Source organism: Stenotrophomonas sp. INTA L402-1 (assembly GCF_059295135.1).
This window is the reverse complement of the sequence record NZ_JCAFWP010000020.1, coordinates 65256-77889: the sequence shown is the minus strand read 5'-3', so window position 1 is coordinate 77889 and position 12634 is coordinate 65256. Positions and strand designations below refer to the sequence as shown.

General features: G+C 67.7%; 8 protein-coding genes. 6 read left to right on the top strand and 2 right to left on the bottom strand.

Going from position 1 to position 12634, the window contains the following annotated elements; translation table 11 throughout:
- Positions 1-111 precede the first annotated feature (111 nt).
- The 3 genes from AC5O77_RS13030 to mdtD all read left to right on the top strand — a co-directional run bounded on the left by AC5O77_RS13030 (position 112) and on the right by mdtD (position 2962).
- Positions 112-351 (top strand): WGR domain-containing protein, encoded by a 240-nt coding sequence (locus AC5O77_RS13030; protein WP_032127800.1) that lies wholly within the window; start codon positions 112-114, stop codon positions 349-351.
- Between the two features lie 26 nt (positions 352-377).
- Positions 378-1460 (top strand): uroporphyrinogen decarboxylase, encoded by a 1083-nt coding sequence (hemE, locus tag AC5O77_RS13025; protein ID WP_478058154.1) that lies wholly within the window; start codon positions 378-380, stop codon positions 1458-1460.
- Between the two features lie 92 nt (positions 1461-1552).
- Positions 1553-2962, top strand: a complete 1410-nt coding sequence (gene mdtD / locus AC5O77_RS13020; protein WP_010482759.1) for a multidrug transporter subunit MdtD — start codon at positions 1553-1555, stop codon at positions 2960-2962.
- A 470-nt stretch (positions 2963-3432) separates the two neighbouring features.
- Here mdtD and AC5O77_RS13015 read toward each other — a convergent pair whose 3' ends face one another.
- A complete protein-coding gene (locus tag AC5O77_RS13015) occupies positions 3433-6960 on the bottom strand; it encodes a hybrid sensor histidine kinase/response regulator (RefSeq protein ID WP_478058153.1) in 3528 nt (1175 codons plus the stop codon).
- Positions 6961-7056: 96 nt separating this feature from the next.
- Positions 7057-10602, bottom strand: a complete 3546-nt coding sequence (locus tag AC5O77_RS13010; RefSeq protein ID WP_478058152.1) for a hybrid sensor histidine kinase/response regulator — start codon at positions 10600-10602, stop codon at positions 7057-7059.
- A 165-nt stretch (positions 10603-10767) separates the two neighbouring features.
- On the opposite strand from AC5O77_RS13010, the gene AC5O77_RS13005 reads away from it, so the two are divergent.
- The 3 genes from AC5O77_RS13005 to AC5O77_RS12995 are packed head-to-tail and all read left to right on the top strand — an operon-like array spanning position 10768 to position 12559.
- Positions 10768-11400, top strand: coding sequence for a YceI family protein (locus tag AC5O77_RS13005; protein ID WP_032127796.1), 633 nt, complete (start codon positions 10768-10770; stop codon positions 11398-11400).
- 10 nt (positions 11401-11410) lie between these two features.
- Positions 11411-11983 (top strand): cytochrome b, encoded by a 573-nt coding sequence (locus AC5O77_RS13000; protein WP_005410672.1) that lies wholly within the window; start codon positions 11411-11413, stop codon positions 11981-11983.
- Positions 11984-11986: 3 nt separating this feature from the next.
- Entirely contained in the window at positions 11987-12559 is a 573-nt protein-coding gene (locus AC5O77_RS12995) for a YceI family protein (RefSeq protein ID WP_010482754.1), read from the top strand.
- The last annotated feature ends 75 nt before the right edge of the window (positions 12560-12634 follow it).

Below are 12634 nucleotides of genomic sequence, written 5' to 3'. Positions count from 1 at the left end.
AGATGTGTATAAGAGACAGGCACTACCGGGCTGCGCGGCAGGATTGCCGGCCAGCGGCCGGCACCACCGCGTTGCGGCCGGGGTCACCCTGGCCCCGCTACAATCGGCGCCATGCACGTCTACCTGCAACATCCCGACGCCGGTGCGCAGGCACCGCGCTTCCTGCGCCTGAGCCTGCAGCCGGATCTGTTCGGCGGCTGGGAACTGCTGCGCGAGAGCGGTCGCGTCGGCAGCCGCTCGCAGCTGCGGCGCGAGCTGTTCCTGCAGGCCGACGAAGCCCGCCATGCCTTCGAGAAGGCCCGCGATGCCGAACTGCATCGCGGTTTCCAGATCCTCTCGCACGGCGACTGACGCCGCTGCCAACTTTCGTCCAAGGAATGCCCATCGTGACCAGCCCTCTCCGCAACGATCGCCTGCTGCGCGCCCTGCGCCGCGAACCGGTGGACTGCACCCCCGTCTGGCTGATGCGCCAGGCCGGACGCTACCTGCCGGAATACCGCGCGACCCGGGCCAAGGCCGGCAGCTTCCTGGCCATGGCCAAGAATCCGGAGATTGCCTGCGAGGTCACCCTGCAGCCGCTGCGCCGCTTCCCGCTGGATGCGGCCATCCTGTTCTCGGACATCCTCACCATTCCCGATGCGATGGGCCTGGAGCTGTACTTCGTCGAAGGCGAAGGCCCGAAGTTCCGCCACCCGGTGCGTGATGAAGCCGCCATCGCCAGGCTGGCGGTGCCGGACATGGAACAGGACCTGGGCTACGTGATGGACGCGGTGCGCCTGATCCGCCGCGAGCTGGATGGCCAGGTGCCACTGATCGGTTTCTCCGGCAGCCCTTGGACGCTGGCCTGCTACATGGTGGAAGGCGGCGGCAGCAAGGACTTTGCGCGCATCAAGGCGATGGCGCTGAACCACCCGCAGGCCCTGCACCGCCTGCTGGAGGTCACCACCGAGGCGGTCATCGCCTATCTCGGCGCGCAGCGCGCGGCCGGTGCACAGGCACTGCAGGTGTTCGATACCTGGGGCGGCGTGCTGTCGCCGTCGATGTATCGCGAGTTCTCGCTGCGCTACCTGCAGCGGATTGCCCAGGGCCTGGAGCGTGGCGAAGGCAACGAGCGCACGCCGCTGATCCTGTTCGGCAAGGGCACCGGCCTGCACCTGGAGGCGCTGTCGCAGACTGGTGCCGATGCACTGGGCCTGGACTGGACGCTGGACCTGGACGAAGCGCTGCGCCGCACCGGTGGTCGCGTTGCCCTGCAGGGCAACCTCGACCCGACCACGCTGTACGCCTCGCCGGATGCGATCGCCGCCGCAGCAGCAAGCGTGCTCGACACCTATGCCGCCGGCAACGGCGGCTCGCGCGAGGGCCATGTGTTCAACCTCGGCCACGGCATGTCGCCGGACATGGACCCGGCGCACGTGCAGGTGCTGGTCGACGCGGTGCACGCGCACAGCCAGCGCTGAACAATGCCCATGCGGTTGCGGCGCGATGTTGATCGCGCCGTGACCCGCAGTGCGCGATCATGACCTCCCCCACGCTGCACCGGCCACACCCCATGTCCACATCGCCATCGACCTACAACCGCCAGCGCCCCCTGCTGTGGCTGGTTTCGTTGGCGATCTTCATGCAGATGCTGGACTCGACCATCGTCAACACGGCCTTGCCGGCGATGGCGGCCAGCCTGGGCGAAAGCCCGCTGCAGATGCAGTCGGTGGTGTTCAGCTACGCGCTTGCGGTGGCCACTTTCATCCCTGCCTCCGGCTGGATTGCCGACCGCTACGGCACGCGTCGTACCTTCCTGGTAGCGATCATCCTGTTCACCCTCGGCTCGCTGGCCTGCGCGCTGGCACAGCACCTGCACCAGCTGGTTGGGGCACGTGTGCTGCAGGGTATCGGCGGTGCGATGCTGCTGCCGGTCGGTCGCCTGGCAGTGATGCGTTCGGTGCCACGCGAGGACTTCCTGCGCGCGATGAGCTTCATCGCCATCCCCGCGCTGGTCGGCCCATTGATCGGCCCGACGTTGGGTGGCTGGCTGGTCGAGATCGCGTCGTGGCACTGGGTGTTCCTGATCAACCTGCCGATCGGCGTGATCGGTTTCATCGCCGCGATGAAGATCATGCCCGACCACTACGCCAGCCATCGCACCCGTTTCGACCTGCGCGGCTACATCATGCTGGCCTTTGCGATGGTGGTGCTGTCGCTGGCGCTGGACGGCATCTCCGGGCTCGGAACGCCACATGCGCTGGTGATGCTGATGACCGTGGCCGGCCTGGCCGCACTGGTCGGTTACTGGCTGCATGCCGCCAACTCCACCGCGCCCTTGTTCTCGCTGGCCCTGTTCCGCGTGCCCAGCTACCGCATCGGCATCCTTGGCAACCTGTTCTCGCGCATCGGCAGCAGCGCCATGCCGATGCTGATCCCGCTGCTGCTGCAGGTCGGCCTGGGCCTTGGCCCGATGAACGCCGGCCTGATGATGGTGCCGGTGGCGGCGGCCGGCATGGTGTCGAAGAAGCTGGCGGTGAAGCTGGTCGAGCGCTACGGCTACCGCCGCGTGCTGATGGTCAACACCGTGCTGGTGGGCCTGGCGATGGCCAGCTTCATCCTGATGACGCCCGGACAGCACCTGGCCTGGCGCCTGCTGCAGCTGGCGTTCTTCGGCGCGGTCAATTCACTGCAGTTCACCGTGATGAACACCGTGACGCTGCGGGATCTGGACCGCGAGTTCGCCAGTTCCGGCAACAGCCTGCTGTCGATGGTGATGATGCTCGCCGCCGGTTTCGGTGCCGCGGCGGCCGGCAGCCTGCTGGCCGCGTTCGGCAATCACCTGGACAGCAACAGCGCCACCGCGGCACTGCATGCGACGTTCCTGTGCGTGGGCGCGATCACCCTGACCTCGACGATGATCTTCTGGCAGCTGCCGGACACCAAGCCGGAGCCACGGCAGGTCGAGCACGTCGCGGAGTGAGGGGGTTCGGCAGGGTTGCACCCTGCACCCGCAGAATCAACGTCAGCGTCAAAAGCGGGCATTCCGTGGAATGGCGGGGCGGTGACGGATTGCGGGGACGCCGCAAGTACGTCCCTGTAGGCTTGGCAGCCGCATCCATGCGGCTGACACCCCGCAATCCGACACCGCCCCACCTCTGACAGATGGGCGCTGCTGTTGGTGGGTGTCGACCTTGGTCGACACATCGGTCAGATATCGAAATGTACATGGGGTCAGATCCATTTTGATATCTGACAGAGATTCGTCCACGCATGGCGTGGATCTACTGGAGACCGCGACGGGTCTGGAGGAGAGCCCCCTGAGTCAGGGGGCGGCCGCGAAGCGGCGGGGGTATGGGCGCTGGTAAGAGGGGCCCGCGTTTCGCGCAGCGAAGCGTGGGAGCGACAGCGCGCATGCGATGGCGTGTACCAGGGCCGCAGGCCCTGCCGAACCTACCTTCCCATCACCCTGGCAATCGCTTCCACCAGCAGTTCCCCGGTCACCGGCTTGCGCAGGAAGCCGCCGATGCCGGCCGCCTCCACCTGCTGCTGCAGGTCCGGGTCGGTACGCGCGGTCACCGCCAGCAGCGGCAGCATGTAGCCCTGGTTGCGCAGATGCTGGGCCAGCTCGAAGCCGCTCAGGCCCGGCAGGTCGAGATCCAGCAGGCCGACGTCGAAATCACCGGCACTGATCTCACGCAGTGCCGCCAGCGCATGGCCCGCATGTACCACCTCGTGCCCGCGCGCACTCAGCAGCCCGCGCACTACATCGGCCACAGTCGCGTCGTCCTCCACCAGCAGTACCCGCAATGGCGGCATGTTGGCCGCGTCCTCGCGGTGCGTTTCACCATCTGCTTCGGCATCGGCATCGACCACCATCGGCAACGGCAACGTCACGCCGAAGCAGGTGCCGCGACCGAGCTGGCTCTCCACCTGGATCCGCCCGTGCATCGCATGCGCCAGTTCGCGGCAGATCGCCAGGCCCAGGCCACTGCCGCCATACTGCGCCGCGGTACGTGCACCATCGGCCTGCTCGAAGCGGCGGAACAGGCGTTGCTGTTGCTCCTGGCTGATGCCGGGGCCGGTGTCGCGCACTTCGAAATGCAGCGATCGCAGCTCGGCGTCGCTGCGCGCGTGCAGGGTGATGGTGCCGCGGCTGGTGAACTTGACCGCATTCGAAAGCAGGTTCAGCAGGATCTGCCGTACCCGCATCGCGTCGCCGGTGGCCTGCAGGCCGGGCGGCAACTGGTTGTCGAGGGTGAAGCGCAGGCCCTTCTGTGCAGCCAACGGGCCCATCAGCGCCGCCAGGTCCTGCAGCAGGCAGCTCAGCGAGAACGGCTTGGACTGCAACTCCAGACGGCCCGATTCGATCCGCGCCAGGTCCAGCGCATCGTTGACCAGATGCAGCAGGTGCTCGCCGGCGTGGCGGATTGATTGCGTATAGCCGCGCTGCTGCGGATCCAGCGGTGAGGACAGCAGCAGCTCGCTCATGCCGAGCACACCGGTCATCGGCGTGCGGATCTCATGACCAAGGTTGGCCAGGAAGCGGGTCTTGGCCGCCGACGCCTGCTCGGCCAGCTCCTGCTTGTGCAGCGCCAGCTGATAGGCGTGGCGACGCTGCAGGCGGCGACGGTACAGCCAGGCGAACCAGCTGGTCAGCAGCAGCGCGAACGAGGCCAGCACCAGCAGGCCGGACAGGCTGCGCCACCACGGTGGCTGCACGCGGAATTCCAGGCTCTGCACCCGTGACCAGACATGGTCGGCCGACCGCGCCTGCACTTCCAGCCGATAGCTGCCCGGTGCCAGCCGCGAGAACAGGCGCTCACCGGCCGGTCCCACTTCCACCCAGTCCGGGTCATAGCCGGCCAACCGGTAACGATAGGTATTGGACGCCGAATCGGCGAACGACAACAGGCGCGCGACGATGCGCAGATCGCGGTCGCCATCGGCGATCTGCAACGGCGTGTCGTGGGTGAGGTCCAGCACCTGCTCGTTGCGGCGCACCTCCACCCGCTCGATCACCAGCGGCGCACGCCGCATCGAGGGCCGCACCTGCTCCGGGTCGAACACCACCACACCGGCCGGCGTACCCGCCACCAGATGGCCGTCTCCCGACATCACCAGCGTGTGCTCGCGGAATTCCTGGCTCGGCAGGCCGTCATGCACGCCATACAGGCGCACGCTCTGGCCATCGGCGCCGATGCGCACCAGGCCACGCGCGCTGGTTGCCCACGCCACCCCCTGTGCATCGACCACCAGCCCCGAAGCGGAGATCGCCGGGTAGCCCTGCTCGGCACCGATCACGGCCTGCCGCTCCAGCCGGCCCTGGCTCCAGCGGTAGCGCGACAGGCGGCCATCCTCGGACAGCCAGACCTGGCCATCGCTGCCCACGTGCAGTGCATGGATCGCGGTCGCCGGTGCGCCCGGCACCGGCTGGAAGCGCTCGCTTTCCGGCAGCCACTGCAGCAGGCCTCGGCTGCTGGCCAGCCAGATATGGTCCTGCGGCCCGCATTCCACATCGAGATTGAGCTGGCCCTGCTGCAATCCGCGCTGGCCATTGTCCAGCTGGCGCCGCAGGCGCCCATCCAGATCGCGCTGCTGAAGACCCGACGGCAGCATCAGCCAGAGGCTGTCACCATCACAGGTCATCATCGATTCGATGACCCCTTCCATGGTCGCGTCGGCGCCGGCATCCCGGCCCCAGCGGCGCAGATCACGCCGCTTCGGGTCGTAGCGCAGCAGCGCGTCGTTGGAGCCGATCCAGACCTGGCCGCGGCGATCCTCGCGCACCGAGGTCAGCCAGTGCATGCCGTTGACCCAGGTGCGGTGCTGTTCGATGCGGCCGGTCTTCGGATCGAAGCGGTCCAGCGCGCCGTGGCTGCCGACCGTCCAGATGCCGCCGTTGCTGGACGGGCTGGTACCCAGCACGAAGGCATTGCGCAGCGAGCGCGGGTCGTCCTCCAGCCGCGACAGCACCGAAAACTGCCACCAGCGCGGCAGCAGGTGCCACAGGCCGGCGTTGGTGCTGGCCAGCCAGATGCCCCCCTCGCGATCCTCGTAGGCGCCGGTCCAGTTCGGGCGCACCGGGCCACGCGCCACCGCGCTGTACAGCGGCACGGCCTGGTACTGGCCATCGACCGCGCGGCCAAGGCCGGTGCGGGTGTCCAGCCAGTGCCCGCCCTGCTCGTCGCGCAGCATCATGCCCAGCACCTGTTCGCCTTCGGGCAGCTTCCAGGACGGTGCCTCGAAACGACCATCGGGACGACGCACGATGGCACCGGCCATCGTGCTGATCCAGAGGCTGCCATCGGGCTCGGCCGTCAGGCCATTGATCAGCAGGCTGGGAACGATGCCGGCACCAACCCGTTCAAAGTCCGTGCCGGTCCAGCGCGCGACGCCATGCTTGGTGCCGATCCACAGGCTGCCATCGGCCAGGGTTGCCAGATAGGGCACCGATGCGGCCGGCAGGCTGCGTGGGTTGTTCGCTTCGGGCAGGAAGCGCTGCAGCCGGTCCTGGTTGTCCAGGCGGTACAGACCACCTTCGTGGGTGCCGAACCAGACCGAACCATCCGGCGTGGTGGCCAGGCTCCAGACCGTGTTGGTGCCCATCAACGGCTGGCTGCTGCGGTCGTAGAAATGCAGCTGGCGGCGATCGGCCGACATCCGTACCAGACCGGCGTTCTCGGTGCCGATCCAGAGCTGGTTGCGGGCATCGACCAGCACCGTCCAGATGCGGTTGTCGCGCAGGCCGTCTTCCGAGCGCCAGATCCGGTAGTTGCGCCCGTCGTAGCGGGCCAGACCGTCGTTGGTGGCGATCCAGAGGTAACCGTAACGATCCTCGGCCATGCGGTTCACGGTATTGGACGGCAAGCCGTCGAACACCGTCACCTGGCGCGGGCTCGGTGGCACCGGCTGCGCCGCAGCGGGCGACAGGCAGCACAGGAGGACCAGCAGCAGCATCGCCGCCCGCAGATACACCACCGATTGCCTCCTCACGCTGCTTCTGATGATTCCCGCACTACGGGCGTCGGCATGGTAAACCGAAAGTCGCGCCGTTCACGCCCGGCGCTGGCGCATTCAAAGGGCGGCTTGTCGTTTTGCGCGCGCCTGGGCAATGGCAGTCACCAGCATGTCACCGGTCACCGGCTTGCGCAGGAAGCCATCAAACCCGGCCGCCAGGACCTGGGTCTCGGCGTAGGCATCGGAGCGCGCGGTGACCGCCACCAAGGGGAGTTCATAGCCCATGGTACGCAGCTGGCGAGCGATGGCGGTGCCGTCCAGCGCGGGCAGATCGAGATCGAGCAGGCCCACGTCAAAACCATCGGTGGCAATCTCCGAAAGCGCGCCCAGGCCATGCAGCACATGCACCACGTCGTGGCCACGGCCACGCAGCAGGCCGGCGATGACCTCGGCCACGGTCGCGTCATCTTCCACCAGCAGGATGCGCAGCGGCGGCAGCACCGGCAGCACCGGCGACTCGCCCGGCGCATTGGCGGCCTGCCGGATCCAGGGCAGCGGCAACCACACCCGGAATCGCGCGCCCTTGCCCGGCTGGCTGTCCACTTCGATGCGTCCGTTCATGGCCACGGCCAGCTCCTGGCAGATCGCCAGGCCCAACCCGCTGCCGCCATAGCGCGACGCGGTGCGCGGGCCGTCCGCCTGTTCGAAGCGATGGAACAGCCGGTCCTGCTGCTCGGCGTTGATGCCCGGGCCGGTGTCATGCACTTCGAAGCAGAGTCCGCCACCGTTCTCTTCCAGGCGCACGGCCAGGCCGACGTGCCCGCGCTCGGTGAACTTGATTGCATTGCCCAGCAGGTTGAGCAGGATCTGCCGCACGCGCATCTCGTCGCCGCTGACGCTGATCGGCCCCAGCGGATCGCCCCCACGCTGGAACCCCAGGTTGCGCTGCTTCGCCATCGGCTCCATCAACGCCTGCACCTGGTCGAGCAGGCCAGCCAGATCGAACGGGCGCAGGTCGAGCTCCAGCCGGCCGGCCTCGATGCGGGCCAGATCCAGTGCGTCATTGACCAGCCGCAGCAGGTGGCTGCCAGCCTGCTGGATCGAGCCTGCATAGCTGCGCTGCACCGCATCCAGCGGGGTGGCCAGCAGCAACTCGCTCATGCCGAGCACACCGGTCATCGGCGTGCGCACCTCATGGCCCAGCGTGGCCAGGAACCGGCTCTTGGCCTGGGAGGCCTGCTCTGCCAGTTGCTGCTTGTGCACGGTCAACTGCCATTGCTGGCGGCGGCGCAGGCGCGCACGGATCGACCACACCAGGATAAGCAGCAGCAGCGAGCCGATCAGCAGGTAGCCGAAGATCGCCATGCCGCTGCGCCACCAGGGTGGCAGCACCTTCACCTGCAACCGCTGTGAAGGCGTCCACGTGCCACTGGCCGTTGCCGCCTGGACTTCAATGACGTAGCTGCCGGTCGGCAGCCGCGACAGCGTGCGCTGGCCGTCACCGCCCTGCTCCACCCAGTTCTGGTCGTAGCCCTGCACCCGGAAGCGGTAACGGTTGCCCTGCGGATTGGCATAGGAAAGCAGTCGCGCATCGATCTGCAGATCACGATCATCCGGCCCCAGCAACAGCGTGCCGGTGGTCGGCAGCGGTTGCCAGCCACGGGCATCATCGCGCCGCACGCGGACCTCGGCGATCACCAGCGACGACGGCGGCAGCACCACATCGGCAGCATTCACATCGAACACGACCAGGCCGGTCTGGGCCACCGCGAGCACGCGACCATCGGCATTCACCGCCGGCGGCCTGCTGGTGAACTCGGCGTCGGGCAGGCCATCGCGTTCGTTGAACTGCTGCAGGCGGCGCGTCTTCGGGTCCCACCGCAGCAGGCCACGTGGCGTGGTCGCCCACAGGCGGCCGTCTTCGGCCAGCGCCAGTCCTCCCATGCTGACCGAGGGTACGCCAGCACTGCCATCGATGCGCTGGATCAGGCGCAGGCTCATGCCATCCCATTGGTAGCGTTCCAGCGCCCCCTGCCGGGCCAGCCACAGCTGCTGCGGATCCACCCACACCAGATCGTAGATCAACCCGCGCGAAACGCCCGGCACCGCTTCGAAGCGCCCGGCCTGTTCACGCCAGATCCCCATGTCGCCCATCACCCAGGCCTTGCCCTGGGCATCAAAGCGGATCTGCTCGACAGGTGAATCGGCGGTCTTGCGGAGATCCTCCAGCGGGTAACTACGCAGCACGCGGCCATCGGCGCTGCGCTGCTGCAGGCCCAGGTTCATCACCGACAGCCAGACCGTGCCATCGGGGGCCTGCCGCATCAGATCGATGCGCTGGCGCAGATCGGCTCCCCCATCGATATGCCAATCGTGCAGCGCGCGGGTGGCCGGGTCGTACACGCTGATGCGGCCGGCACGCCCCAGCCACAGGCGCCCGTCCGGCCGCGGCAGCACCGACCACACCGCCCCGCTGCCGATCTCGCGATCGCTGGCCAGCAACTTCAGTACTCCCTGCGCGTCCAGCTGGTACACGCCATGCGCTGAGCCGACGTAGTAATTCCGGCCATCACTGGCTGCACTCAGCAGGTACTGGCTGTCCAGCGGCTTGCCGTCAAGCTGGTTCCAGATCGAAAACCGGCGCCAGTCCGGCGGCAGGTAGGCCAGGCCCTGGGTCAGCAGCGCCACCCACAATCCGCCCTCATGGTCCTGCATCAGATCAAGCACACCGCTCTGAGCAGTGAGGAAGCCACTGCCGCGGTCGCCGTCGAGCCGCCGCAGCATGCTGGCATCTCCACGCAACAGGCCATCGGAGGTGCCCGCCCAGTAACCGCCCTGGCGATCGGCCAGCACCAGTGCCGAACGCAGGTGTGCACTGTCGGCCCAGCGCGGACGGCTGACCCGGTCCTGCGCGTCGATACGGTAGAGGCCGTCATTCTGGCTGCCGGCCCAGATCGAGCCATCGGGGTCGCGGCTCAGCCGCAATACACTAAGCGCCCCCAGTTCGCGCGGCGCGACAGCCTCGAATCCAGTCCCGTTCCAGCGCGCAATGCCCGCCTCGGTGCCGATCCACAGTCGCCCCTGCGCGTCGACAAGGCTGCTGTAGATGGTATTGCTGGGCAACCCGCCAGGACGGGCCGGATCATGCTCGAAGAAGCGCAGGCTGCCGTCTTCACCGAAACGGCAGACGCCATGGCCACTGGTGCCGATCCACAGTGCATCCTCGGCGTAGGCCAGCGTCCAGAACTGGCTCATGCAGGGGCCGTTGACCGCATCGAAGGTCTTGAAGCGTTCGCGGTCGGCATCCAGCCGGGCCACGCCCTTGCCATTGATGCCGACCCAGACGCGGTCCAGGGGATCGACCAGCAGGGTCTCGATCTCGTTGCCGGGCAGCGAGCCCGGCTGCTCCGGATCATGTTCCCAGACCCGCAGGTTGCCGCCGTCATAGCGCACCAGGCCACCATCGGTGGCCGCCCAGATATGGCCCTGGCGGTCCTCGGCCAGCGCCAGCACCATGCGCGAGGGCATGCCTTCAGCTGCACCGAAACGGCGCAGGCGCGGTGTTTCCGCCATGTCGAGGGCCGTAGCCGCCGTGGCGAACGCCATCAGCAGCAGCCCCATTCCCGCGATGCCTCGGCACCACCGGCGCCAACCGCTCGTCATCCTGAACCCCCTGTCCTGTCCCGATTGTCACACAGGGCCGGGTTCATGGCTGCAACAGGCTGTTTCCACCGGTGGACCCACCACGAACTGTTGCAGCCATGCACGCAACGTTGGCAGGGGGCTGTGCGTATGATCGCAACGTCCCCCTTCCGGAGCCCGCCATCGATGCGTCCCTGCCTGGCCCTGCTGCCGATGCTGCTCGCCACCGCCCCCGCCTGGGCGGATGCAGATACCTATCGCCTCGATCCGGTGCATACGCGTGTGCTGTTCACCATCGACCACGCGGGTTACTCGCAGGCGATGGGGACGGTCTCCGGCAGTGAGGGCCGCCTGCAGTTCGATCCCGACAACTGGCGCGAGGCCACACTGGATGTCGAGGTCCCCGTGTCGCGATTGGACCTTGGTGATGCCAAATGGAACCAGGCCACGCTGGCCCGCAGCCTTCTGGATGGCGAGCGTTTCCCGAAGGCACATTTCGTCTCCAGCCGGGTCGAACCGATCGATGCCAAGCGTGCGCACGTGATCGGTACCCTGACCCTGCGCGGCGTCAGCCAGGAAGTCACCCTGGACGTGACCCTCAACGCCATCAAGCGCTACCCCCTCCCCCCGTTCCGACGCACCGCCGGTTTTTCCGCCAGCACCACGCTGAGCCGGCGCGCGTTCGGCATCACCGCCTGGCCGGGCGTCATCGGTGATGCAGTACAGCTGAGGATTGAGGCTGAAGCCACCCTCGACCGCAGCGACGCCCCGGGAACTCCCGCTCCCGTTCCGCACTCCGACCCCAAGACGGCCCGCTAGAGGACCTTTCATGACCGCCAAGAACACCCCCGCCGCCTGGGGGAGTGTCAGCCAGATCCTGCATTGGTTGATCGCACTGCTGATCCTCGCCCTGGGCGTGGTCGGCCTGACCATGGGCGAACTGCCCAAGACGCCCAAGTACTTCTGGGTCTACACCGCACACAAGTCGATCGGCATCACCGTACTGGCGCTGGTGCTGTTCCGCCTCGGCTGGCGCCTGTACGCCGGCGCCCCCAAGCCGGTGCCGGGCGTGCCCAGCTGGCAGGAGCGCATCGCCAGCGCCACCCACGTGCTGTTGTATGTGCTGATGTTCGCCATCCCGCTGTCGGGCTGGCTGTACGACTCGGCCAGTGGCCTGCGCCCGTTCCGCTGGTTCGGCCTGGTTGATGTGCCCAAGCTGAGTGGCCCGGATCCGCAGGTCGTCGCGGTGTCCCACGCCATCCACGAATACGGCTTCTGGCTGTTGATCGCGGTGGTGCTGGCCCATGCCGGCGCTGCCTTCTACCACCACCTGTTCCAGCGCGATGCAACGTTGTCCCGCATGTTGCCGCGCGGCTGGCTCGCCTCCCCTCAGAAGGACTGATCGATGAACCTGAAACTGACCACTCCGGCCGCCGTGGCCGCCGCCCTGGCCGGCATGCTGGCCACCGCCCCGGCGCTCGCCGCGGACTACGCGCAGGCCCCCGGCGCCGGCTCGATCCTGGTGTTCGCCACCAAGTACGACGGCGAAGTGTTCACCGGCAGCTTTCCGGGCTTTGCCACCAAGCTCAGCTTCGACCCGGCCAACCCGGCCGCCGGTTCGCTGGACGTGGTGATTCCGCTGGCCGGTGCCAAGAGCGGCAACAGCGACCGCGACTCGACCCTGCAGACCGCCGACTTCTTCAACGTCGGCAAGTTCGCCACTGCGCGTTACACCGCCAAGGGCTTCCGTGCGGTGGGCAACGACCAGTTCGCCGCCGACGGCACGCTGGAGCTGCGCGGCGTCAGCAAGCCGGTCACCCTCACCTTCACCTGGAAGCCGGGCACCCAGCCGGTGTTGACCGGCAAGGCCACCGTCAAGCGCCTGGACTTCGGCGTCGGCAGCGGTGACTGGGCCGACACCAAGACCATCCCGGACGAAACCGCGATCAGCACGATCGTGAAGTTCGACGCGAAATGATCAACAGGCCGGGGCACCGCCCCGGCCATCATCTCCGGTGGTGCCGGCCGCTGGCCGGCAACCTCACCGATGCGG